The organism is Burkholderia sp. AU33803, assembly GCF_002223095.1.
Lineage (GTDB): Bacteria > Pseudomonadota > Gammaproteobacteria > Burkholderiales > Burkholderiaceae > Burkholderia.
The window spans coordinates 830787-853845 of record NZ_NKFJ01000006.1 but is presented as its reverse complement, the minus strand read 5'-3'; the positions used below and the strand labels follow the sequence as shown (position 1 = coordinate 853845).

General features: G+C 66.2%; 21 protein-coding genes. 9 read left to right on the top strand and 12 right to left on the bottom strand.

Features of this window, described 5'->3' with window-relative positions; all coding sequences use genetic code 11:
• Positions 1–329 precede the first annotated feature (329 nt).
• The 3 genes from CFB41_RS21120 to CFB41_RS21110 form a co-directional block, all read right to left on the bottom strand.
• Complete coding sequence (locus tag CFB41_RS21120; protein WP_089443054.1) at positions 330–1913, bottom strand: Na+/H+ antiporter; 1584 nt, start codon at positions 1911–1913, stop codon at positions 330–332.
• A 242-nt stretch (positions 1914–2155) separates the two neighbouring features.
• Positions 2156–3589, bottom strand: a complete 1434-nt coding sequence (locus tag CFB41_RS21115; RefSeq protein WP_089457766.1) for an aldehyde dehydrogenase family protein — start codon at positions 3587–3589, stop codon at positions 2156–2158.
• A gap of 29 nt (positions 3590–3618) precedes the next feature.
• The gene (locus CFB41_RS21110; RefSeq protein ID WP_089457765.1) at positions 3619–5259 is read right to left on the bottom strand and encodes an acetolactate synthase large subunit; all 1641 of its coding nucleotides are present in this window, start codon (positions 5257–5259) and stop codon (positions 3619–3621) included.
• Positions 5260–5351: 92 nt separating this feature from the next.
• Here CFB41_RS21110 and CFB41_RS21105 point away from each other — a divergent pair, with 92 nt between their 5' ends.
• The 3 genes from CFB41_RS21105 (at position 5352) to CFB41_RS21095 (ending at position 7435) form a co-directional block, all read left to right on the top strand.
• On the top strand, positions 5352–6404 hold the full coding sequence (locus tag CFB41_RS21105; protein WP_089457764.1) for an RNA-guided endonuclease TnpB family protein: 1053 nt from the start codon (positions 5352–5354) through the stop codon (positions 6402–6404).
• Positions 6405–6793: 389 nt separating this feature from the next.
• Positions 6794–7132: a type II toxin-antitoxin system RelE/ParE family toxin gene (locus CFB41_RS21100; RefSeq protein WP_089457763.1), complete on the top strand. Its 339-nt coding sequence runs from the start codon at positions 6794–6796 to the stop codon at positions 7130–7132.
• Positions 7133–7135: 3 nt separating this feature from the next.
• Entirely contained in the window at positions 7136–7435 is a 300-nt protein-coding gene (locus CFB41_RS21095; protein WP_069251007.1) for an addiction module antidote protein, read from the top strand.
• Between the two features lie 48 nt (positions 7436–7483).
• Here the strand turns inward: CFB41_RS21095 and CFB41_RS21090 are convergent, their stop codons facing one another.
• From CFB41_RS21090 to andAc, 5 genes are all read right to left on the bottom strand, one after another.
• On the bottom strand, positions 7484–8770 hold the full coding sequence (locus CFB41_RS21090; RefSeq protein WP_089443058.1) for a DUF445 domain-containing protein: 1287 nt from the start codon (positions 8768–8770) through the stop codon (positions 7484–7486).
• 170 nt (positions 8771–8940) lie between these two features.
• Entirely contained in the window at positions 8941–10161 is a 1221-nt protein-coding gene (gene andAa, locus CFB41_RS21085; RefSeq protein ID WP_089457762.1) for an anthranilate 1,2-dioxygenase system ferredoxin--NAD(+) reductase, read from the bottom strand.
• On the bottom strand, positions 10151–10477 hold the full coding sequence (andAb, locus tag CFB41_RS21080; protein ID WP_006479527.1) for an anthranilate 1,2-dioxygenase ferredoxin subunit AndAb: 327 nt from the start codon (positions 10475–10477) through the stop codon (positions 10151–10153). The genes andAa and andAb overlap by 11 nt, the downstream gene beginning before the upstream one ends.
• Positions 10478–10497: 20 nt before the next feature.
• Positions 10498–10983 carry an anthranilate 1,2-dioxygenase small subunit AndAd gene (gene andAd, locus CFB41_RS21075; RefSeq protein ID WP_089443060.1) on the bottom strand — a complete coding sequence of 162 codons (486 nt, stop codon included), beginning with the start codon at positions 10981–10983 and terminating at the stop codon, positions 10498–10500.
• Between the two features lie 17 nt (positions 10984–11000).
• Positions 11001–12272 (bottom strand): anthranilate 1,2-dioxygenase large subunit AndAc, encoded by a 1272-nt coding sequence (gene andAc / locus CFB41_RS21070; protein WP_089457761.1) that lies wholly within the window; start codon positions 12270–12272, stop codon positions 11001–11003.
• Positions 12273–12485: 213 nt separating this feature from the next.
• Here andAc and andR point away from each other — a divergent pair, with 213 nt between their 5' ends.
• Complete coding sequence (andR, locus tag CFB41_RS21065) at positions 12486–13445, top strand: anthranilate 1,2-dioxygenase regulatory protein AndR (protein ID WP_089457760.1); 960 nt, start codon at positions 12486–12488, stop codon at positions 13443–13445.
• A 149-nt stretch (positions 13446–13594) separates the two neighbouring features.
• Here andR and CFB41_RS21060 read toward each other — a convergent pair whose 3' ends face one another.
• Positions 13595–14485, bottom strand: coding sequence for a LysR family transcriptional regulator (locus tag CFB41_RS21060; RefSeq protein WP_089457759.1), 891 nt, complete (start codon positions 14483–14485; stop codon positions 13595–13597).
• 91 nt (positions 14486–14576) lie between these two features.
• On the opposite strand from CFB41_RS21060, the gene CFB41_RS21055 reads away from it, so the two are divergent.
• The 3 genes from CFB41_RS21055 to catC are packed head-to-tail and all read left to right on the top strand — an operon-like array spanning position 14577 to position 16978.
• Positions 14577–15710 carry a muconate/chloromuconate family cycloisomerase gene (locus tag CFB41_RS21055; RefSeq protein ID WP_089457758.1) on the top strand — a complete coding sequence of 378 codons (1134 nt, stop codon included), beginning with the start codon at positions 14577–14579 and terminating at the stop codon, positions 15708–15710.
• Between the two features lie 31 nt (positions 15711–15741).
• Entirely contained in the window at positions 15742–16644 is a 903-nt protein-coding gene (gene catA / locus CFB41_RS21050; RefSeq protein ID WP_089457757.1) for a catechol 1,2-dioxygenase, read from the top strand.
• A 43-nt stretch (positions 16645–16687) separates the two neighbouring features.
• A complete protein-coding gene (gene catC / locus CFB41_RS21045) occupies positions 16688–16978 on the top strand; it encodes a muconolactone Delta-isomerase (RefSeq protein WP_011355923.1) in 291 nt (96 codons plus the stop codon).
• Positions 16979–17083: 105 nt separating this feature from the next.
• On the opposite strand, the gene CFB41_RS21040 is transcribed toward catC, so the two are convergent.
• Together CFB41_RS21040 and CFB41_RS21035 are read right to left on the bottom strand one after the other, a co-directional pair.
• Positions 17084–18271: a hypothetical protein gene (locus CFB41_RS21040; protein WP_089457756.1), complete on the bottom strand. Its 1188-nt coding sequence runs from the start codon at positions 18269–18271 to the stop codon at positions 17084–17086.
• Between the two features lie 149 nt (positions 18272–18420).
• Positions 18421–19209: an NAD(P)H-dependent oxidoreductase gene (locus CFB41_RS21035; RefSeq protein ID WP_089457755.1), complete on the bottom strand. Its 789-nt coding sequence runs from the start codon at positions 19207–19209 to the stop codon at positions 18421–18423.
• An 86-nt stretch (positions 19210–19295) separates the two neighbouring features.
• Here CFB41_RS21035 and CFB41_RS21030 point away from each other — a divergent pair, with 86 nt between their 5' ends.
• Positions 19296–20189 (top strand): LysR family transcriptional regulator, encoded by an 894-nt coding sequence (locus tag CFB41_RS21030; RefSeq protein ID WP_089457754.1) that lies wholly within the window; start codon positions 19296–19298, stop codon positions 20187–20189.
• Between the two features lie 164 nt (positions 20190–20353).
• Positions 20354–20758: a DUF2471 family protein gene (locus CFB41_RS21025; RefSeq protein WP_089457753.1), complete on the top strand. Its 405-nt coding sequence runs from the start codon at positions 20354–20356 to the stop codon at positions 20756–20758.
• 197 nt (positions 20759–20955) lie between these two features.
• On the opposite strand, the gene CFB41_RS21020 is transcribed toward CFB41_RS21025, so the two are convergent.
• Positions 20956–22989: an NADPH-dependent 2,4-dienoyl-CoA reductase gene (locus CFB41_RS21020; protein ID WP_089458945.1), complete on the bottom strand. Its 2034-nt coding sequence runs from the start codon at positions 22987–22989 to the stop codon at positions 20956–20958.
• Positions 22990–23059 lie beyond the last annotated feature (70 nt).

The window sequence follows — 23059 nt, the reverse complement described above, 5'->3', positions numbered from 1 at the left end:
TCAATAAACATAACCGGCTGATTCTAAATGAAATTAGAACACAGCATCTATCTCAATCCGGTTTAGTTTTGCCAAATATGCAGAAAGAGACGGAAACAGTTAAATCGGATCATTTCCGGATTCGGAACACGATAACGTTTGCGAGACCGGCGCGATAAGGCTTGCACGCGCTGCAAGGCTGGCTGCCGCAGCATTTGAGGGCCGGATGAATATCCGCCCCCTCGGTGGGCGCGCGAAAAAAAAAGCGCGCCGGGCAGCGATCGACCCGGGCGCGCTTCGGGCCGGCTGATACCGGCTGCTCGATGGCGAGGTGACGGAGGTGGGCGGCCCTACCCGCGCGCGTGCTGCGCGGAGACTTCCTGCAGGTCGAGGTCGCGTTCGAGCGCGTGCAGCATCTCGTCGTGGATGCGCCCCGAACGGTGCAGGCGCAACAGTTCCGCGCGCCCGGCCCGGATCGCGGCCAGCACGACGTCGTAGTGCGCGGCACGCACTTCAGCCGGATACGTCGGCTCGTTCTTCGCCCTTTCCGTCAATTCCGCGCGATACGTGTACTGCTCGAGCAGGCGCGGATGGATCACGACCCCGTTCTCGTCGCGCACGAGCGGCTGGATCGCCGCGAGCTGCGCCGCCTCGACGTACGCCCACGTCTGCGGCTCGGTCAGGTGGTGCGACGCGCGTTCTTCACCCTGCGGCATGCGCAGCAGCCGGATCAGCGGGCCGATCGTCGTGCCCTGCAGCAGCACGGTGACGAGGATCACCGCGAACGACGCGACCAGGATCACGTCGCGGCCGGGCATCGCCTCGGGCAGCGACAGCGCGATCGCCAGCGTGACGACACCGCGCATCCCGGCCCAGCTCATGATCGTCGCGGCCTTCCAGTCGGGCGCTTCGCCGCGCCGCGCGATCCCGCGCACCGGCCACTTCAGCGCCTCGACCGCATAGATCCACACGAAGCGCGACACGATCACCGCCGCCAGCACCGCGAGCATCGGCGGCACCATCGTGGCGAGCACCTGCTCGAAACCGCCGAGCCGGTGGATCGCGCCGCGCAGCGACAGCCCGATCAGCACGAACACCATCGCTTCGAGCAGGAACACGATGACCTGCCAGAACGCGGTGCCGCGCGTGCGCACCGCCGCCGAGAACACCTCGTGCTGATGCCAACCGACGATCATGCCGGCCGTGACGGTGGCGATCACGCCGGACACTTCGACCATCTCTCCCGCGATATACGCGATCCAGCCGGCGATCACCGCGACGGTGATCACGAGATAGTCGTCGTCGAGCAGCTTGAGGAACCACACGACGAGCTTGCCGACCGCGAAACCGACCACCACGCCGCCGAGCCCGAGCTCCGCGAAACCCACGACCGCGTGGCCGAGGCTGAAGGTGCCCGACAGCGCCGCGACGACCGCGAAGCGAAACAGCACGAGGCCGGCCGCATCGTTGAGCAGGCTTTCGCCTTCGAGCAGCACCATCAGCCGGCGCGGCAGCGCAACGCGCTCAAGCACGGCCTTCGCTGCCACGGCGTCGGGCGGCGACACGATCGCCCCGAGTGCGAAGCACGCGGCCCACGGCAGCGACGGCGCCACCCAGTGCACGGCGAAGCCGACCGCGAACGTCGTGAACACGACCGCGCCGATCGCGAGCAGCAGGATGCCGCCGACGTTGCGCTTGAACTCCTCCCACACCGAGAAGTACGCGCCATCCATCAGCAGCGGCGGCAGGAACACCAGCAACACCAGTTCCGGATCGAGATTGATCGGCGGCAGGCCGGGAATGAACGCGATGCCGATGCCGCCGATCAGCAACGCGGCCGCGGGCGGCAATCGCAGCCGCTTGGCGATGCATTCGAGCGCGACGATCGCGAGAAATGACAACAAAACCAGCTTGAATGCCGAGACGGGGGACATGAATCGACCTCGTGAAGAATGAATTCGCGCGTTCCGGTGTCGTACCCCGGTCGGCAGTTTCGCGCGATTACATCACGAGGCGAGGCCCGCAGTCGAGCGCGCTCGGGCCGCCCGCCGCGCGAGGCGGTCACGGTGCGGGCGCGGCGCCGGCCCAATACATGCGCCACCATGAAAAACGGCACGCGGGCCGGCCCGATCGCCCGCCCGCGTGCCGTCGCGGCGCCGCGCCGCCGGCCCGCGCGTTACCGGCGCCGGACGACCATTAGCCGCGGCTCGGTCATGTCCTCGATCGCGTAACGGATCCCTTCGCGGCCGAGGCCCGAATCCTTCACGCCGCCGTACGGCATGTTGTCGACGCGGAATGACGGCACGTCGTTGATCACGACGCCGCCGACCTCCAGCTCGTCCCACGCGCGCTGCGCGTGCGCGAGCGAATCGGTGAACACGCCGGCCTGCAGCCCGAAGTCGCTGTCGTTCACGCGCGCGAGCGCCTCGTCGAACCGGTCGAACTTCTCGAGGATCGCAACGGGGCCGAATGCCTCCTTCCGGTACAGGTCCTGCTCGCGCCCGACGTTTTCCAGCAGCGTCGCCTCGAACATCGCGCCATCGACCTTGCCGCCCGCGACGATCTTCGCGCCCGCCGCGACGGCCGCGTCCATCCAGCCCGACAGCCGGCGCGATTCGGATTCGGAGATCATCGGGCCGACGAACGTCGACGGATCCTTCGGGTCGCCCATCTTCAGCGAACGCGTCTTCGCGATCAGCTTGTCGCGCAGCGCGTCGTACAGGTCGGCATGCACGAGGATCCGCTGCACGCCGATGCAGCTCTGGCCCGACTGGTAATACGCGCCGAACGCAAGGCGCTCGACCACGTAGTCGAGCTGGTCGCGCTGATCCGCATCGACGATCGCGGCCGCGTTGCCGCCAAGTTCCAGCACGACTTTCTTCTTGCCGGCCTTCTCCTTCAACGCCCAGCCGACCGCCGGCGAACCCGTGAACGACAGCAGCTTGAACCGCTCGTCGGTCGTGAACAGGTCGGCGCCATCGCGATGCGCGGGCAGCACCGAGAATGCGCCCTTCGGCAAGTCGGTTTCCGCGAGCACCTCGCCGATGATCAGCGCGCCGATCGGCGTGCGGCTCGCCGGCTTCAGCACGAACGGACAGCCGGCCGCGAGCGCGGGCGCGACCTTGTGCGCGGCGAGATTCAGCGGGAAGTTGAACGGCGAGATGAACGAGCACGGGCCGACCGGCACGCGCTTCGTGTAGCCCGTATAACCCTGCGCACGCGCGGAGATCTCGAGGTTGATGATTTCGCCGTCGATCCGCACCGATTCCTCGGATGCTACGCGGAACGTGTCGATCAGCCGCGTCACTTCGCCCTTCGAATCGTTGATCGGCTTGCCGGCCTCGATGCACAGCGCCTCGGCCAGCTCGTCGAAGCGCTCGCGAAAACGCACGACGCAATGGTCGAGCACGGCCTGCCGCTTGTAGGCCGGCAACTCGCGCATCGGCTTCGCGGCATCGACCGCCGCGCCGATCGCCGCGTCGATGGCCTTCGCATCGGCCAGCGCGACGCGCGTCGCGACCTTGCCGCTGAACTTGTCGGTCACCTCCAGATCGGTGTTCGCGTAGACGGCTTCGTTGGCGAGGTAGTACGGATAGGTTTCCTTCAACATGGAACGACTCCTTCCTGTGAACGTGACATTCAGAGTTGTGCCGACAGGCGCTTGATCTCGCGGTTCAGCACGCGCTCGTTGTCCGAATAGTCGATCGGCACGTCGATTACGTGCACGCCCGGCGACGAGAAACACTCGCGCAGCAGCGGCTCGAGATCGTCGGCCGATTCGACGCGATGCCCGTGCGCACCGTAGCTTTGCGCATACGCGACGAAATCGGGGTTCTGCAGCGTCATCGCGAAATCGGGGAAATTCATGTTCTCCTGCTTCCAGCGGATCATCCCGAACGCGTCGTCGCGCAGGATCATCACGACGAGGTCGAGCTTCAGCCGCACGGCCGTTTCGAGCTCCTGCGAATTCATCATGAAACCGCCGTCGCCGCACACGGCGATCACCTTGCGCTGCGGATGCACGATCTTCGTCGCGATCGCCGACGGCAGGCCCGCGCCCATCGACGCGAGCGCGTTGTCGAGCAGCAGCGAATTCGGCTCGTGCGCGCGCCAGTAGCGCGCGAACCAGATCTTGTACATCCCGTTGTCGAGACAGACGATGCCGTCGACCGGCATCGCGTTGTACAGATCGTTGACGATCCGCACCGGGTACATCGGGAAGCGCGGATCGTGCTGGCCCTTCTCCAGATGCGCGTCGAAATGCGCCTTGATCATCCGGAAGCGCTCGAAATCCCAGTGCGATTGCGGCGTCACCGCTTCCTTCATCTGCCACACCGCGTTCGCGATATCGCCGACCACCTCGATCTGCGGGAAGTAGACGGGATCGACCTGCGCGCCGAGGAAGTTCACGTGGATCACGGTCTTGTCGTCGGTACGCATGAAGAACGGCGGCTTCTCGATCACGTCGTGGCCGACGTTGATGATGCAGTCCGCATGCTCGATCGCGCGGTGCACGAAATCGCCGTCGGACAGCGTCGCGTTGCCGAGCCAAAGCGGGTGCGTCTCGTCGATCACGCCCTTGCCCATCTGCGTCGTGAAGAACGGGATGCCCGTCTTGTCGACGAATTCGAGCAGCATCTTGCAGGTGGTCTTGCGGTTGCCGCCCGCGCCGATCATCAGGAGCGGATGGCGCGCGGACTGAATCGCGTCGACCGCGTGCGCGACCGCCTTCTCCTCGGCCACCGGCCGCCGGCTGTAGCTGCGCGGGATCGGCTTGCCGTCGCCCTCCTCGTGCGCGATGTCTTCCGGCAGCTCGAGGTGCGCGGCGCCCGGGCGCTCTTCCTCCGCGCGGCGGAACGCCTCGCGCACGGCCGACGGGATGTTGCCGATCGACACGATCTGCCGCGTGAACTTCGTGAGCGGCTGCATCATGTCGACCACGTCGACGATCTGGAAGTGGCCCTGCTTGCTGGACTTGATCGGCTTCTGCCCGGTGATCATCAGCATCGGCATGCCGCCGAGCTGCGCATACGCGGCGGCCGTCACGAAGTTCGTCGCGCCGGGCCCGAGCGTGGCGATACACACGCCGGTGCGGCCCGTCAGGCGGCCGTAGGTGGCGGCCATGAACCCGGCCGCCTGCTCGTGCCGGGTCAGCACGAGCTTGATCTTCGATCGCCGCAGCGATTCGAGCAGATCGAGGTTTTCCTCGCCGGGAATGCCGAACACGTACTCGACGCCTTCGGCTTCCAGCGCCTTCACGAACAGATCCGATGCTTTCATCAGAATTTGCTCCGAGAAACCCCGCCCTTGATGGCGGGAAGGACAGGGGTGCTGTTGACAGGCAGCTTCTTCCACGGGTTAGGATCACCGGCATGATCCTTGTCTACCGCTACCGCGTGAAGTCGCTCAACGGCTTGCTCAACAAGCAGAGCCGTGCGGTGAACTACGTCTGGAACTTCTGCAATGACACGCAGAAGCACGCGCTCAAGTGGAACAAGAGGTGGCCAACGGGTTTTGATTTGAATGTGCTGACCACGGGTAGCAGCAAGGAACTCGGCATCCACTCGGGCACGATCAACGCGACGTGCGAGCAATATGCGAAGTCGCGCAGTCAGCACCGACGCCCCTACCTGCGCTATCGCGGCAGGAAATCGCTGGGCTGGGTGCCGCTGAAGGGCCGTGACCTGAAGCGCGAAGGCGAAGCATTCCGCTTTGCCGGCAACACGTTTCGTGTGTTCAACAGTCGACCGCTTCCGGAAGGCAAGATCAAGGACGGGACCAACTTTGCGCAGGATGCGCGCGGCAACTGGTTTCTCAACATCGCGATTGAGATGCCCGATGTTCAGGCCCGCCCAATCCGTTCCGGGGTCGGCATCGATCTCGGCCTGAAAGACTTCGCCACACTTTCGACCGGCGAGAAGCTGCCTAACGATCGGTTCGGTCGACGAGCGGCGGAAAAGCTGGCGAAAGCGCAGCGAGCGCGAAAGCATAAGCGGCACATCGCGAAGCTGCACGCCAAGGTGGCGAATGCGCGTGCCGATTTCCAGCACAAGCTCGCGCTCGATCTGGTGCGGCGCTTCGATTACATCGCGGTCGGCAACGTGTCGCCCGCGAAACTCGCCAGAACCAGGATGGCGAAGAGCGTCTACGACGCATCCTGGTCGTCCTTCCGAAACAAGCTCCGCTACAAAGCGATCGCGCACGGTGCCACGTTCGAGGAAGTCGACGAAAGCGGTTCCACCCAGTCCTGTTCGGCGTGCGGGTCGCAAGACAGCACGACGCGGCCGAAAGGTATCGCGGGACTGCGAATAAGAGAGTGGGCCTGCAGTGGATGTGGTGTCGTGCATGATCGTGATATCAACGCTGCGTTGAACATTCTCCGATGCGGACGTGCATCGCCAGGTGTGGGAATCCTCCGCCTTTAGGCGGACGAGGACGTCAAGGGGACTCTCGGTTATGCCGCCTGCCCGGCCTACGGACACGCGGCGTTCAGGACGCGCGCCGGCCTACGGCACGCGGACGCCTTACCTACTGGACACAGACCACGGCACTGCTCGCCGCGCAAGATGCATGCTCGATGCGTAATGCGGGGCGGCGCCTCCGGATGCCGGAGGACGAACGGACCCGCCCGCGCGCGGCAAGCGCGCACGGGCGGCAAAGACGTTTTTGATTGTAGACGGATTCGCGGAATTCCGACTTCGACCGGACGGCCATCTCCGGCGCGCAAAGGTCGGCCTGACGGCCAGTCAACGCCGCGCGACGCGCCCGCCGGGCTGTAATGGCAACGATGTTCCATTCAATAGACATGTGAACCATGGTTGACACATTGCCATTCCTGCCCTACAGTGCTCCTGCATTCAGCATCCGGACCACCGACGTCTTCGACGCCTGGTTTGCCGGCCTGCAGGATCGCGTCGCGAAGCGCCGCATCCAGGCACGCATCGACCGCCTCTCGATGGGCAATCCGGGCAACTGGAAGTCCGCCGGCTCGCCGGTCGTCGAGATGCGGATCGACCACGGCCCCGGCTATCGCGTCTACTACGTCCGGCGCGGAACGATCTGGGTCATCCTGCTCTGCGGCGGCGATAAATCGACGCAACAGGCCGACATCCGCGCCGCGCACGCGATGCTCGCGCATCTCGACATGGAGTAACCGATGGACAAGATCAGCACCCGGCCGTGGGATTCGGCCGATCATCTGAAAACCGAAGACGACATGGCCGACTACTTCGAAGCGTGCCTGCAGGAAGGCGGCGACGATCCGGCCTTCATCGCGCATGCGCTCGGCGTGATCGCACGGGCACGCGGCATGTCGCAGGTCGCGCGCGATGCGGGCCTGTCGCGCGAAGGGCTGTACAAGGCGCTGTCGCACGACGGCAACCCGAGCTTCGGCACGATCCTGAAGGTCATCAAGGCGCTCGGCCTGCAACTGCACGGCTCGAAAGCGCACGCCTGACGCGCGGGCGCGGCCCGTCTCGCCCGCCGCGCGATACCCGTGGCCGTGTCAGTGCAGCCAACCGGCCGCCCAGCGCGGCACCAGCGACACCAGATACAAGCCGAGCCCGATCAGCCCGCCGACCAGCGTGCCGTTGATGCGGATGTATTGCAGATCCTTGCCGATGTTCAGCTCGATCTGCCGCGACATCTCGCGCGCATCCCAGTTGCGCACCGTGTCGCGGATGTGACGCATCAGGAAATCCGCGAAATCCGGCGCCATCTCGTGCACGGCCTTCTCCACGTGCTCGTTCAGCGACGCACGCAATGCCGGGCTCTCCGCGAGCCGCGCACCGAGCCAGCCGCCGAGCATCGCGGCCTGCCGGTGCAGCGCCGAATCGGGGCGCGCGAGATCGGCCTTCAGCCACGCGCGCAACTGATCCCACAAGTCGCGCACATAGTCGTTGAATGCAGCGCCGTCGCGGATATAGCGCTTGATCTCCTCGCCCTTCTCGATGAACGCGGGATCGTGCTTCAACCGCTCGGTCAAGCGCAGGACCGTCCGGTCGAAACGTTGCCGCAGCTCGTGCTCGGGATCGGCCGCCACGCCCTCCAGCACGCGGCTCACCGCGCTCGCGAGCATCCGCGCGCCGTTCTCGCCGAACCACTGCGTCGGCATGATCTTCTCGACCTTCGGGTACTGCGTCTTCAGCCATTCGACGATGAAGCCCGCGATCACCTCGCGGTTCTCCTCCTTGTCGAGCACGTCGACCACCTGTTCGATCGCATCGTCGAGCAGCGCCTGGTGGCGGCCGTCCTTCGTCAGCGTGTCGAGGATCGCGCCGGCCGATTGCGACAGGTCGACCCGGTCGATCACCGCGCGAAACGCGTCGTGGACGAACGACTGGATCCGCGCGTCGTCGGTCATGTCGAGCGCGAAACTCATCAGCTTCGTCACATAGCCGCCGAGCGCCTCCGTGTTCGCCGGCTCGCCGAGCCAAGCGCCGAGTTTCTGCGCAGGGTCGTGTTGGCGAATCTGCGCGGCGAGTGCGTCGGGGCCGAGGAATTTCTCGCGCACGAACACCGCGAGGTTGTCGGCGATCTTGTCCTTGTTCTTCGGAATGATCTCGGTGTGGCGCGACACGAACGGGATCGGCACGCGGCGAAACAGCGCGACGACCGCGAACCAGTCGGCGAGCGCGCCGACCATCGCGGCTTCGGCCACGGCCTTGACGCCGTCGACCCACGGGCCGCGCGGCAGCAGAATCGTCGTGACGAACACCGCGACGGCGGCCAGCAACAGCCACAGGGCACGGCGCTTGCTGCGTTTCAGTTCGAGGGCTTTGTCTGGCGTCATGGGCAACGGGTCGGGCGAACGATGCCGCTAATATGCACCGGTTGCGGGGCTGCCGACAAACATTGCGACACGCGTCGAGCGTGCCGGACGCCGCCGGATCGGATCGGCGGATTGCACACGGCGCCGGCCGGCATCGTTACCGCATGCCGGGCCGGACGACCGAGCGCCCGCTACATGAACGTCTTCAGGTTCACCGCCGGATCCGCAAGCTTCACCGGGTCCGGCACCGCCCCGGCCGCGATCAACCGGCGCGATGCGCCGATGTCGCGCCCCAGGTTCGCCGCCGCCACCGCGACGATCCTGCCGTCATCCCCCAGCCCGAACACCGTGAACGCCTCATTCGCCGGATCGCCGCGCACGACGATCGTGCGCTCGCTGCCGAACAGCCCGAGCATCTGCAGGTTGCAGTCGTACTGATCCGACCAGAGCCACGGCAGCTCGGCATAGGTCTCGTCCGCGCCGAGCAGGTTCGCGGCCGCAACCGCCGGCTGGTTCTCGGCCACCTGCCACGATTCGATCCGAACGTGACGCCCGAGCAACGGATTGAAGTGCATCGTCACCTCGCCCGCCGCGAAGATCGCGGGATCGACCGTGCGGCAGCCCGCGTCGACGCGAATCCCGTTGTCGACATCGAGCCCCGCCGCCTGCGCCAGCTCGACATTCGGCACCACACCGATGCCGACCACGACGAGATCGGCCGGCACGTCGCCACGATCTGTCTCGACGATTGCGCCGCCGCCCGAGGCGCGCCGGATCGCGCGCGGCAGCGTCGTCATCTGGAAGACCACGCCCCGCGCGTCGTGCAACCGATGCGCATACGCACCGACCACTTCCGGCAACGCACGTTGCAGCAGGCGCGGCGCCGGATCGATCACCGTCACGTCACACCCGAGCTGGCGCGCCGCCGCCGCGACCTCCAGCCCGATGAACCCGCCGCCGAGTACCGCCACGCGGCGGCCCGGCACAAGCTGCGCGCGCAACGCACGTGCATCGTCGACCGTGCGGACGTAATGCGGCGTGACGCCTGCGTCGATCTCACCACCGAACATGCGCACCCGCGAACCCGTCGCGAGCACGAGCCGCGCATAAGCCAGCGTCGTGCCGTCGTCGAGCCGCACGCACTGCGCATCGCGTTCGATCGCATCGACACGCGTACCCAGCCGCAACTCGATGCGCTGCGCGTCGTACCACGCCGCGTCGCGCACGAACGCACGCTGCTCGCCGCCGTCCGTCAACAGCGCATCTTTCGACAGCGCAGGTCGGTCGTACGGCAGCGCGCGCTCCGCGCCGATCACCACGATGCGCGCCGCCGCGTCGCGCTCGCGCAGCGCTTCGGCCGTGCGCCGCGCGGCATGCCCGGCGCCGACGATCACGAACGGATCAGCCGACATTGACTTCCACCTGCCCGTCGACGATCCGGATCGGGTACGTCCGCACCGGCTCCGTGATCGGCGCGCATTTCGGCGCGCCGGTGCGGATGTCGATCAGCCCCTGGTGCAGCGGGCATTCGACGCAGCCATCCTCCACATAGCCTTCGGACAGCCGCGCGTGGCCATGCGTGCAGAGGTCGTGCATCGCGAACAGTTCGTCGCCGATCCGGAACACGGCGATCGGCTTCTGGCCGGCGACGCGCGCGGCCGGTTCGTCTTCGGAGAATTCGTCGAAAGCGCCGAGCGGATGCCACTCGGCCAGCGTTGCTTCGGTCATGTCAGTTCCTTGCTTCCGTATCAGATCGGGGTGGCGAGCAGTGTCTGCACGCGCGACGTGTCGTAGATCACCCGCTTGGTCTTGTAGCGCAGCCCGTCCGGCGTGCGCACGACCGTGTCGTAGTACTTGCCGGCCTGGTACACGTTCGACTCGCCGTTGCTGCGCGTCTGCACGACGACGTAGTTGCTCTCCGTATCGATCTCGCCGTCGCGTTCCGCGACGATCGTCAGGCCCGACGTCATGTGCCGATACGTATGCTCTTCATAGATGTTCGCGTGCCGCAGCGACACCACGCGGTCGCGCAGCATCCGCTGGTTCGTGCAGTGGACGATCCCGACCGGCAGCCCGAGGTCGGCGTTCTCCTTCGGCACGATTTCGTACGTGCAATCCTCGGTGAACATCGTCGGCCATGCTTCGAGCCGGTCGTTGTCGAGGTGCCCGATATAGCGGTTCTGGAGCATGTAAATCTCGAACCACGTCTTCATGTCTTCCGTCAGGTTTTCCATCGTTCCGCGCTCCCGCTTCAATAGCCCATCAGCTTCTGGTAGCCGACCCAGAACTTGCGGATCAGGCTCTCGGTGATCACCGTGTCCTGCTGGTCCGGATTGCCGCGCGACATCTCGATCACCGACGTCGCGTCGCCGTCGCGCACCGTGCCGCGCTGCACGAGCTCGGTCGCCTCGGTGTCCTCCATCGAGATGTAGCCGGCCGGCCCGACGAGGTTCGCCTGCTTGATGCGCAGCGCGCGCAGCTCGGGCGTATCGTCCGCGTAGCCGAAGAAGTGGAAGATCAGCTCGAAGTTGTCGGGGCCTTTCGGCAGGATCTGCCGTGCGACCAGCGTGTTGTGGATCTGCTGGATCACGAGCTGCGGGAAGATCGGCTGGATATGGTTCGTGCAGTCCTCGTCGTATTCCGACACGAGGTCGAGAATCGATTCGTCTTCCAGATGAAAACCTTCGTCGAACGAGCGAATGTTCTGCTGCTTGTACGCGGCCGACGTGTCGTCGCCCGTCTTCGTCACCGTGATGATGCTGTGCAGCCCGTGGTTCGCATCCGGAATCGAGCGCGCCTTCATCCCCACTCGGAAGATGTTGAAGGTCGTATGGAACAGGTGCAGCATGCTCGCGTGATAGGGATCCTTCACGTTCTCCATGTACAGCTTCCAGTTCGACTTCGAATACTGGCGCGTGCAGCCGAGATACTCGATCGGCTTGTGGAAGATCCGGTCGATCCACGGGCGCATCTGCTCGCCGAGATAGTCGGGCAGCGGCATCACGTCGTCGCTGAAGGTGGCGAACACGAGTCCGCGGTAGCTGTCGACGCGCAGCTTGCGCAGCCCGTGCTGCTTCGGGTCGAAGTCGGCCGGCATCCCGGACATTCCCTTCTGGCCGCGCCGGAACGGCACGCCGAGCAGGTTGCCCGAATTGTCGAAGCTCCACTGGTGATAGACGCACGTGTGCGAGCTCGCGTTGCCGCGCGACTTGCGGCACACCTGCGCGCCGCGGTGCGCGCAGCGGTTCACCCACGCGGAAAGCGCACCGTCCTCGGTACGCGTGACGACCACCGGCGTGTCGCCGACGAACGTGCTCTTGAAGTCGCCGGCGTTCGGGATTTCCGCTTCCAGCGCGACGAAGTTCCACGTCGGGCCGCGGAAGATGCGTTCCTGCTCGCGATCGTAGACCGCGCGCGAACTGAACACCTTGTACGGCACGCGCGAGCCGTCGTCGTGCGGAAAGCTCACGTCGGACGCGTCGTCGCGCGCGGCGAAAACGACGGGCGATTCTGTCTGCTCCATGTCGGACTCCTTGTCGATCCGTTGCGTTGAATGCATGGAGCCGATTTTTGAAAAGCTAATATTCGCCGTCTATCCGGAAAGTGCGATTGCGGCAGCGCAATATCCACTTTCGGCGGATTTCTGCGCTAGCATGACGGCACACACGACCCGGCGCACGATCGCGACCCATTGATCGGATCGACGCGCACGCCGTCCACACCAAGGCTGATGCCCATGTCCCCAACGTCGTTCGAGCCGCTCGCGCTGCGCGCGCACCGGCTGTTCGAATCCCGCGATCTCGACGAGACGCGCGAGCGGATCTCGCGCGTGATGCAGCCGCATGCGCTGCTGCCGAACGGCCGCACGCGCGGCGCATCGCACATGGATTTCGTCAGGCTTGGCGGGCTCGGGATCGGCACGATCGCGTTCGGCGACGCGATGCGCGTGCAGGTCGACGCGGTCGACGGCTACTACCTGCTGATGTTCTGCCTGTCCGGCCAGGCCGAGGTGCGCGCGATGGGGCGGCAGCTCGGCGTCGACGGCCAGACCGGCGTGCTGTGTGCGCCCGGCGAACGCTTCGACGCGGTGCTGTCCGCCGATTGCGAGCAGTTCGTGCTGCGCATCGACGCGGCGACCGTCGGCTCGCTGACCGGCGACCCGCGCGCGACGCTCGATCCCGTGCTGCATGTCAGCGACTCGGCGCTCGCCGCGTGGCGCCAGCAACTGATGCTCGTCGCCCGCTCGCCCGAACTGCTCGAACGCGCGAACGCGAACCCGCGCGTCGCCTCCCAGCTCGAGCACCTGCTGATCGACCTGTTGATCGAAGGCCACCCGCCGTCCGTGCTGCAGGCGTCGCACCGCGACCCGGCGCCGGGCTTCGTGCGGCGCGCGCAGGAGTTCGTGAACGCGCACTACGCGCAACCGCTGCAACTCGCCGATATCGTCCAGGCCGCCAACGTGCCGGAACGGACGCTGCGCGACGCGTTCCTGCAGTTCCGCGGGATGAGCCCGATGCAATACCTGCGCGCGACGCGGCTCGACCACGCGCGCGAGCTGCTGCGCGGCGCGGTGTCCGACCGGCGGATCGCCGATGTCGCGCTCGATTGCGGGTTTACGCACCTGGGGCGGTTCGCGATCGCGTATCGGGAGAAGTTCGGGGAATCGCCGTCGGAAACGCTCGACGGGAAGCGGTAACGTCGTCGCGCATGCGCGCGCGGCCGGGGGCTTGCGTAACCGGCAAAGCGCTCATTCGACAGCGCATGAGACCACGGCGCCCTCCCCGTATCTGTCGGTGCTCACCGAAACAGACCGTTAGTTGCAATTTATAGAGATGACGACGATCGTCACCCCACCGGCACGATCATCGCCCGCGCAATCGCGCAAAACGCGGCCGTCGCCGCGCTTTCGCCGTGCAGCCGGCGGCTCATGATGATCGGCGACGTCGCGGCCGGCTCCGGCAACCGCCGGTAGACCACGCCCTTCACGCGCACGCCCTCCACGCTCTCCGGCACCAGCGACACGCCGACCTGCGCGGCCACCAGCCCGAGCGCCGTCTGCAGCTCGCGCACCTCGTGAACGGCCGCCGGCACCAGCGCACCGTCGCGCAGCGCCGACAGCTGCTGATCGGCGAAGCTCGGCCGCGGCGTGCTCGGATAGACGATCAGCGTCTCGTTCGCGATGTCCGCGAGCGTCAGCGGCCGGGCCGGATCGGCGAGCCGATGCCCGACCGGCAGCGCCGCGATCAGCTTTTCCTCGATCAGCGCCTCGCGCACCAGCTGGTCGTCGTCGAAGCGCAGCCGGCCGAAGCCCACGTCGATCCGCCCGCCCTTCAGCGCGCCGAGTTGCTCGAGCGTGAACATTTCGATCAGCGACAACTCGACGTCCGGCTGCGCCTCGCGAAACGCGCGGATCACGTCCGGCAGCGCGCCGTACAGCGTCGACGGCACGAAGCCGATCACGATCCGCTCCGACAGCTGCGCGAGCCGCCGCGTCAGCGGGCCGAGCTCGTCGGCCTGGTCGACGAGGCGCTTCGCCTGCGCATAGAACACGCGCCCCGCATCCGTCAGTTTCAGCGGCCGCGCGCCGCGCTCGAACAGCGGCAGTCCGATTTCGTCCTCGATCGCCTGGAGCTGGCGGCTGAGCGGCGGCTGCGTCATGTGCAGCCGCTCCGCCGCCCGCGTGATGTTCATTTCCTCGGCGACGGCGATGAAGTAGCGGAGCTGACGCAATTCCATTTCATGCCTCAAAGGTATGGAAGTAGTCGGAAAGAGTGTTGGACGACGCGGGGCGGGAATTCCTACCATGTGCACCAACAGGAGGAATCGCATGATAGCAACTGCCGCCACCATCGAACGCATCGAGACGCTGCTCGTCGACGTGCCGACGATCCGGCCCCACAAATTGTCGGTCGCGACGATGAATTGCCAGACCCTCGTGCTGGTGCGTATTCGATGCACGGACGGTATCGAAGGCGTCGGCGAGGCGACCACCATCGGCGGTCTCGCGTACGGCGAGGAAAGCCCCGAAAGCATCAAGGTCAACATCGACACCTACTTCGCACCGCTGCTGCAGGGCATGGACGCGACCCGCCCGGGCGCTGCGCTGGCGCGCGCCCGCAAGCTGTTCCAGGGCAACCGCTTCGCGAAGTGTGCGATCGAAACCGCGCTGTTCGACGCGCAAGCGCGCCGCCTCGGCGTGCCGCTGTCGGAACTGTTCGGCGGCCGCCGGACCGATGCGGTCGATGTCGCCTGGACGCTCGCGAGCGGCGACACACAGCGCGACATCGCGGAAGCCGAGGCGATGCTCGACGCGCGCCGCCACCGTGCGTTCAAGCTGAAGATCGGCTCGAACGCGGTGGCCGACGACGTTTCACACGTGATCGCGATCAAGCGCGCGCTCGGCGAACGCGGCGACGTGCGTGTCGACGTGAACCAGGCGTGGAGCGAAACCGACGCGATCTGGGCCGGCGCGCGCTTGGCGGAAGCCGGCGTGAGCCTGGTCGAGCAGCCGATTGCCGCAACCAACCGCGCGGGGCTGAAACGCCTCACGCAGCTCGCGCAGGTGCCGATCATGGCCGACGAGGCGCTGCACGGTCCCGTCGATGCATTCGCGCTCGCACAGGAGCGCGCGGCCGACGTGTTCGCTGTGAAGATCGCGCAGTCGGGCGGCCTGCAGGGTGCGGCGAGCGTCGCGTCGATCGCGGCGGCGGCCGGCATCGAACTGTACGGCGGCACGATGCTCGAGGGCGCGGCCGGCACGATGGCGTCCGCGCAACTGTTCAGTACGTTCGACTCGCTGAAATGGGGCACCGAGCTGTTCGGCCCGCTGCTGCTCACCGAGGAGATCCTCGTCGAGCCGCTGCGCTACGCGGATTTCAAGCTGCATCTGCCGGCAGCGCCCGGCCTCGGCATCACCTTCGACTGGGCACGCATCGAACGGATGCGACGCGACGCCCGCTGACCCCACACGACAACCGAAACCGGAGACACAGATGAACAAGCAAGCCATCGACGCACTGCTGAAGACCTTCGACGACGCCGCCGAGAAGCCCGGCAACCCGCGCGTGCGCGCGATCGTCAACCGGATCGTGAAGGACATCTGCTACACGATCGAGGACTTCGACGTGCAGCCGAGCGAATTCTGGACGGCGCTGAACTACCTGAACGAAGCCGGCCGCGAATTCGGGCTGATCGCCGCGGGCCTCGGCCTCGAGCGCTTCCTCGACGTGCGCATGGACGAAGCCGAGGAAAAGGCCGGCATCCAGGGCGGCACGCCGCGCACGATCGAAGGGCCGCTGTATGTCGCCGGTGCGCCGGAATCGGTCGGCCATGCGCGTCTCGACGACGGCACCGATCCGGGCCAGACGCTCATCATGCGCGGCCGGGTGCTCGGCCAGGACGGCGCGCCGATCGCGAACGCACTGGTCGAGGTGTGGCACGCGAACCATCTCGGCAACTACTCGTACTTCGATCAGTCGCAGCCCGCGTTCAACCTGCGCCGCTCGATCCGCACCGACGCCGAAGGCCGCTACAGCTTCCGCAGCGTGCTGCCGGTCGGCTACAGCGTGCCGCCGGGCAGCAAGACCGAGCAACTGCTCGACCAGCTCGGCCGCCACGGCCATCGCCCGGCGCACATTCACTTCTTCGTTTCGGCGGACGGTTATCGTAAGCTGACGACGCAGATCAACATCGATGGCGATCCGCATCTGTGGGACGACTTCGCCTTCGCCACGCGCGACGGCTTGATCCCACCGGTGAAGCAGGCCGAGGGCGCGGAAGGCAAGCCGTATGGCGTCGACGGGCAGTTCGCGCTGATCGATTTCGACTTCTCGCTGCTCAAGGAAAAGCCGGACGTGCCGGGCAGCGAAGTCGAGCGAGCCCGCGCGCAGGCGTGAGTGGCCTTCCGATTCGACGAACCGATAACGCAAGGAGTGCAGGATGCTGTTTCATGTGGAAATGACCGTCCGTCTGCCGACGGACATGGATCCGGTCAAGGCGGCCACGCTGAAGGCGGAAGAAAAGGCGATGTGCCAGCGGCTGATGAACGAAGGGACCTGGCGGCATCTGTGGCGGATCGCCGGGCAGTATGCGAACGTCAGCATTTTCGATGTGGAAAGCGTGCAGCAGCTGCATGACCTGCTGAGCCAGCTGCCGCTGTTTCCGTATATGGAGATGGAAGTGCGGGCGCTGTGCCGGCATCCGTCTTCGGTGCGGGAAGACGATCGGTAAGCAAGCAGTCGAGCACTGACAAGAAAGACGGGCGGCCGGCGATTGCCTCGCAGGCCGCCCGTTTCATTGCGTCAGCCGCAGCGGTCGATCGGGTTGACGCGCAGCCTACTTCTTCTCCGCCTCCATCTTGTCGGCGACGTCGTCGCCATACACCTTCGCGACGCGTCGCGCGACGATCGCCTGCATCAGCGTCTTGTCGAAATCGTCGGCGGCTTTCCAGCCGCTGCCCTCCTTGACGAACGTGAAATCGCCCTTCAACTGCAGCATCGACGGCGCGCCGATCGCACCGAGCAACCGGTCGCGATAATCGATCAGCAACGGACACGACACGCGGTCGCCATCGATCGGCTTGCAGTCGGCGGCCGGCATGACACCGAGCACGCTGCTCGTCAGCGTCGTCGGCGTGTCGTCGCCGAACATCGGCTTGCCGTAGCGCGGCATGCGCGCCGACACGTCCTTGTCGAGTTGCGCGACGCCTGCCATGAAAGCCGCGCTGATGACGTCGCGGCCAAGCGGTGCGCCGAGCTTCGGATCGAGGCCCTGCGCACTGTAGCGAGCCGTCACGTATTCGGGCGAGAACGTCTGCACGACAAAGGCGCTCTCGTCCTTGTCGTCGTGCCGGACCACATAGCCGAGCGTCGCGTGCTCGTCGGCGATACTCACGTCCGCCAGGCAGCCGCGCGCCCGATTGGCCTCGTCGTAGCCGACTTCACGGGGGTTGCTGACGTGCGGGAACGACTTGGTACCCCGGTCGAGCATCTGCATCGGGTTCTTGAGCATCATGTCCCTGCGCGCGTCGAACAACAGCGAATTCAGCGCCTTGGTGGTACTCGACGCGCCGCATGCGGGCGCCGATGCGGGCCACAACAGGTAGGCGCCCACCGCGAGCGCCGCCGCCAGGCCGCCGAAGCCGATCAGCATCTGCTTCTTCTTTTGCTCACGCTGCATCGATGCGATCGTTTCGTTCCGACGCTGTTCGAACCGGGGCGGATCGATCTCCTCCAGCACCGTCATCAGGACGATTTTCGCGTTGCCGCTCGCGTAGCGGCCGTCCAGCAGTTCATGCGTGGCTTTCGCTTCGGCGTCCGCGGTCGTATAGCCCTCGGCGATCAGCCAGTCGAGCATTTTGCGCGGGGAATCGGTGTCGGGAAGCTCGGCCGGTGCGTCCCTCAGACGCTGGGTGACGCGCGCCGCCTGCTCCTCCGTCAGATAGCCGCCGGCTTCGAGTTCGATCAGCAGGACGGCCCGGTTGTCATCGATCGGTTCTGCGTGGCCCGGTGGTTCGAAAATCATCGTTGTTGTTCTCCGTCGAGACGGATTCGCTGCACGGGCCATGCCGGCCTATTGTGCAGACGAATCGCGTCGATCTCCGGAAACTACTTGATTCGGGCGCAGGTGTCGATATGCCCGCGCGCCGCTTTCTCCCTCGGGCCGGCCATGCATCATCCATGCTCGTGCGCCAGATGCACCGCATACCCCGCCTTCCCCGGCACGATTTCTTCCTTCAGCGTCAACGCCGGAATGTCGTAATCGCCCGCGTTCTGCCGCCGGAACGGGATCGGCTGCGTGGTCCACAGTTCATCCAGACGCTTGCCGAGCGCCGCACGCGTTTCGTCGAAGCGCGCGTCGTTCATCTTCCCCGTCCGGTAGATCACGAACGGCGGCAGCACGTCGAAGCCTGGGTAATACAGCATCCCGTGCTGGATCGGGAACAGCACGTCGTCGATCGGCCCGTTGATGCCGCGCGGGCTGTAATGCGACTCCCACCCGCCTGCCGTGACGATCACCATCGCGCGCTTGCCGGCAAGCGAACCTTCGCCATAGCGATCGCCCCAGTGCGTGTCGGAATGCTCGCCCACGCCGTAAGCGAAGCCGCACGCATACACGCGCTCGAACCAGCCCTTCATGATCGCCGGCATCGAGAACCACCACAGCGGGAACTGCAGGATCACCGCGTCGGCCCACTTCAGCTTCTCCTGCTCGCGTGCGATGTCTTCGCTTTGCGTACCCGCCGCGAACGCGCGCTTCGAGTCGAGCGACGGATCGAACCGCGCATCGGGCGCACGATCGGTCACGTCGTCCGCGTCGAACGCCGCCTTCCAGTTCATCGCATACAGGTCGGTCACCTGCACCGTGTGGCCGGCCGCTTCGAGATGGGCGACGGAGAAGTCGCGCAACGCGCCGTTCAGCGAGCGCGGTTCGGGATGGGCATAGACGATCAGCACATTCATGTTCGGTACTCCGTTGATTGAATGACTGCAGGATGCGACCGCCAACGGTATATTTGAAATGAATTTCTGATATTCCAGGTATAGCCATGAATAATCTCAGACGACTCGATCTCAATCTGCTCGTCACGCTGGACGTGCTGCTCGCCGAGCACAACGTCACGCGCGCGGCCGAGAAACTGAACATGTCGCAGCCGTCGGTGAGCGTGCAATTGCAGAAGCTGCGCGACGTGTTCGGCGATCCGCTGCTGCTGCCGGGGCCGCGTGGAATGCGGCCGACCGCGCGCGCGGAAGCGCTGCGCGAACCGTTGCGCGATGCGCTCGAAGCGGTCGAGCGCGCGGTCATTCCCGCCACGCCGTTCGATCCCGCGACCGCGACGAACACGTGGCGCGTGGCCGCGACCGACTACGGCGAATCGACGATCGTGCTGCCCGCGTTGAACACGCTGCGTTCGGCCGCGCCCGCCACGCGCCTCGCCGTGGTCGAGCTGGTACCGCCGCGCATCGAGCAGGACACCGAACGAAACGGCATCGATCTCGTCTTCCACATGACCGAAGCGTCGCCGCCCGGCATGCGGCGCTTGCCGCTGTTCGCCGAGCGTTACGTGCTCATCGGCCGTGCCGGGCACCCGAAGCTGAAGCGGCGCCCGACGCTCGCGCAGTTCGGCACGCTCGAGCACGTGATCGTGTCGCCCGACGGCGGCGGCTTCTTCGGCGTGACGGACGAAGCGCTCGCGAAGGTGGGCGTCACGCGGCGCGTCGTGCTGTCGGTGCCGCATTTCTTGTTCGTGCTGTCGGCCGTGGCCAGCACCGATCTCGTCGCGATGGTGCCCGAGCGGCTGGTGCGCGACATGCCCGCGCTGCGTGTCGTGGCCGCGCCCGTCGACGTGCCCGGCTACGAAATGTCGATGCTGTGGCACGAACGCGTGCATCGCGATCCGGCGCATCGGTGGTTGCGGGAGACGATCGCGGCAGCGGTGTAGATCGGTCGCCTGCCCGGGGCAGCCGCCCGCTTCGACCGCCATCGCACGAAATCCTTCATCCGGGGCTTGAAACCGCGCCAGACACTGTATATATTTACAGTGCTTTTGCACCATTTGACCCGAATTCCGTCATTCACAGACGAACGGACTTTTGTGAGGCAACCATGTTCCAGGCATCCGCATTCGATCCCGAGCAACCCGGCTTCAACCCCGTCCACTTCGAGCGCGCCGCGCAGCGGGCGGTCGTCGATCTGCAACGTGTCGCGGGCGGCCCCGCGCAGCGGGCGCTCGGCCTGCAGCGCCGCACTCATCCCGCGGCCGTGCGCACGATGAGCTGGCAGGCGCTGCTGAACGTCGAAGAGCTGGCATTCTCGAATGCCGGCTTCCTGAGCCGCAACGATCCGGCCGTCGTCGACGCGTTCATCCGGCTGCGCGACAGCCGCCTGGTCGCCGCGGATGTCGAGGAACCGGTCGACTGGCGCCGCGACGATGACGACCTGCCGGCCATCTACCTGATCGTCAAGGCGATGCTGGAAGCGGAAGAGGAAGAACGGGCCGAAGCGGCCTGAGCCGGGTGATGGCCAATCGCCGCCACGGTCTGTCGGGGTAGCGCCGCCACGTTACGTGGCGACGCGGCCGGCGTTGCGGCTCGTTTCAGTCCTGCGCCGGCGAATCGGTGCAGCAGACGGTGAGCCCCGAACGGCCGCGCAGGCGGATCATCGCCACGCGGCGTACCTTCTCGGGTGGCCGTCGCAGCGACCGTCCGTTACAGCCGCGCGGCGAGCCGCGAGCCCTGATCGATCGCGCGCTTCGCGTCGAGTTCGGCGGCCAGTTCCGCGCCGCCGATCAGGTGCACCGAGCGCCCGGCAGCCTGCAGCGGCGCGAGCAACGCGCGCTGCGGCTCCTGCCCCGTGCAGAGCACGATCGTGTCGGCCTCGATCACTTCGTGATCGGTGCGCTGCTCGCCGTATGACACGTGCAGCCCGCGCGCATCAATCAGTTCATAGTTCACGCCGCCGATCATCTTCACCTGCTTCATCTTCAGCGTCGCGCGGTGAATCCAGCCGGTCGTCTTGCCGAGCCCCTTGCCGAGCGGCGCGGCCTTGCGCTGCAGCAGCGTCACTTCGCGCGCCGGCGCCGTCACCTGTGCACGCGTTACGCCACCGCGCGTCGCGGCCGGGTCGGTCACGCCCCACTCGGCCTTCCACTCTTCCAGATCGAGCGCCGGCGATTCGCCCTCCTGCACCAGATACTCGGCGACATCGAAGCCGATCCCGCCAGCCCCGACCACCGCGACACGCCGGCCAACCGGCTGCTTGCCCGCGAGCACGTCGATGTAGCTGAGCACGTTCGGCCCGTCCTGCCCCGGGATCTTCGGGTCGCGCGGCGCGACGCCGGTCGCGAGCACGATCTCGTCGTAGCCGCCCGCGATCAGGTCGTTCGCGTCGACGCGGCGGTTCAGGTGCAGGTTCACGCCGGTCAGCTCGATCTGGCGGCCAAAGTAGCTCAGCGCTTCGTGAAACTCTTCCTTGCCGGGAATCCGCTTCGCCATGTTGAACTGGCCGCCGATCTCGGCCGCGCCGTCGAACAGGTCGACCTGATGGCCGCGCTGCGCGAGCACGGTCGAGCATGCGAGCCCGGCCGGCCCCGCGCCGACCACCGCGATGCGTTTCGGCCGCGCGGCGGGCGTGTATTTCAGTTCCGTCTCGTGACACGCGCGCGGGTTCAGCAGGCACGACGCGATCTGGTTCTTGAACGCGTGATCGAGGCACGCCTGGTTGCAGCCGATGCACGTATTGATTTCGTCGGCACGACCCTGCGCGGCCTTGACGACGAACTCGGCATCCGCGAGCAGCGGGCGCGCCATCGACACCATGTCCGCGCAGCCGTCCGCGAGGATCTGCTCGGCCACTTCGGGGCGGTTGATCCGGTTGGTCGTCACGAGCGGAATGCCTACCTCGCCCTTCATCTTCTTCGTCACCCACGCGAACGCGCCGCGCGGCACCGACGTCGCGATCGTCGGCACCCGCGCCTCGTGCCAGCCGATCCCCGTGTTGATGATGGTCGCGCCCGCGCGCTCGACGGCCTTCGCGAGCTGCACGGTTTCGCTCCAGTCGCTGCCGTCCGGAATCAGGTCGAGCATCGACAGCCGGTAGATCAGGATGAAATCGCGGCCGACCGCTTCGCGCGTACGTTCGATGATCTCGATCGGCAGCCGGGTGCGGTTCTCGTACGAACCGCCCCACTGGTCGGTGCGCTTGTTCGTATGCATCGAGATGAACTGGTTGATCAGGTAGCCTTCGGAGCCCATGATCTCGACGCCGTCATACCCGGCTTCCCGCGCGAGCTTCGCGCAGCGGACAAACGCGCGGATCTGCCGCTCGACGCCGCGTGCGCTCAGTTCGTGCGGCGCGAACGGCGAGATCGGCGACTTGATCTTCGACGGCGCGACCGCGAACGGGTGATAGCCGTAGCGTCCCGTATGCAGGATCTGCAGCGCGATCTTGCCATCCTCCGCATGCACGGCATCCGTGATCTCGCGATGCCGCCGCGCGGCAGCCGACGTCATCAGCGTGCCGCCGAACGGCTTGGTCCAGCCGGCGACGTTCGGCGCGAAGCCGCCCGTCACGATCAGGCCGACGCCGCCGCGGGCGCGCTCGGCGAAATATTCGGCGAGCCGCGGCAGCGTCTTGCGGCTGTCCTCGAGGCCCGTGTGCATCGAGCCCATCAGCACGCGGTTCTTCAGCGTCGTGAAACCGAGATCGAGCGGGGCGAGCAGGTGGGGAAAGGTCGTGGTCATGATGAGCGTGCCGATGCGTGCCAGTAAGCGATGCGTGACATCGTAGGCGCGCGCCGCCTTGAACGTGAGG

Coding starts and splice junctions, on each gene's coding strand:
- CFB41_RS21120 (WP_089443054.1), bottom strand. CDS start 1,913: ATGTCCCCCGTCTCGGCATTCAAGCTGGTTTTGTTGTCATTTCTCGCG.
- CFB41_RS21115 (WP_089457766.1), bottom strand. CDS start 3,589: ATGTTGAAGGAAACCTATCCGTACTACCTCGCCAACGAAGCCGTCTAC.
- CFB41_RS21110 (WP_089457765.1), bottom strand. CDS start 5,259: ATGAAAGCATCGGATCTGTTCGTGAAGGCGCTGGAAGCCGAAGGCGTC.
- CFB41_RS21105 (WP_089457764.1), top strand. CDS start 5,352: ATGATCCTTGTCTACCGCTACCGCGTGAAGTCGCTCAACGGCTTGCTC.
- CFB41_RS21100 (WP_089457763.1), top strand. CDS start 6,794: ATGGTTGACACATTGCCATTCCTGCCCTACAGTGCTCCTGCATTCAGC.
- CFB41_RS21095 (WP_069251007.1), top strand. CDS start 7,136: ATGGACAAGATCAGCACCCGGCCGTGGGATTCGGCCGATCATCTGAAA.
- CFB41_RS21090 (WP_089443058.1), bottom strand. CDS start 8,770: ATGACGCCAGACAAAGCCCTCGAACTGAAACGCAGCAAGCGCCGTGCC.
- andAa (WP_089457762.1), bottom strand. CDS start 10,161: ATGTCGGCTGATCCGTTCGTGATCGTCGGCGCCGGGCATGCCGCGCGG.
- andAb (WP_006479527.1), bottom strand. CDS start 10,477: ATGACCGAAGCAACGCTGGCCGAGTGGCATCCGCTCGGCGCTTTCGAC.
- andAd (WP_089443060.1), bottom strand. CDS start 10,983: ATGGAAAACCTGACGGAAGACATGAAGACGTGGTTCGAGATTTACATG.
- andAc (WP_089457761.1), bottom strand. CDS start 12,272: ATGGAGCAGACAGAATCGCCCGTCGTTTTCGCCGCGCGCGACGACGCG.
- andR (WP_089457760.1), top strand. CDS start 12,486: ATGTCCCCAACGTCGTTCGAGCCGCTCGCGCTGCGCGCGCACCGGCTG.
- CFB41_RS21060 (WP_089457759.1), bottom strand. CDS start 14,485: ATGGAATTGCGTCAGCTCCGCTACTTCATCGCCGTCGCCGAGGAAATG.
- CFB41_RS21055 (WP_089457758.1), top strand. CDS start 14,577: ATGATAGCAACTGCCGCCACCATCGAACGCATCGAGACGCTGCTCGTC.
- catA (WP_089457757.1), top strand. CDS start 15,742: ATGAACAAGCAAGCCATCGACGCACTGCTGAAGACCTTCGACGACGCC.
- catC (WP_011355923.1), top strand. CDS start 16,688: ATGCTGTTTCATGTGGAAATGACCGTCCGTCTGCCGACGGACATGGAT.
- CFB41_RS21040 (WP_089457756.1), bottom strand. CDS start 18,271: ATGATTTTCGAACCACCGGGCCACGCAGAACCGATCGATGACAACCGG.
- CFB41_RS21035 (WP_089457755.1), bottom strand. CDS start 19,209: ATGAATGTGCTGATCGTCTATGCCCATCCCGAACCGCGCTCGCTGAAC.
- CFB41_RS21030 (WP_089457754.1), top strand. CDS start 19,296: ATGAATAATCTCAGACGACTCGATCTCAATCTGCTCGTCACGCTGGAC.
- CFB41_RS21025 (WP_089457753.1), top strand. CDS start 20,354: ATGTTCCAGGCATCCGCATTCGATCCCGAGCAACCCGGCTTCAACCCC.
- CFB41_RS21020 (WP_089458945.1), bottom strand. CDS start 22,989: ATGACCACGACCTTTCCCCACCTGCTCGCCCCGCTCGATCTCGGTTTC.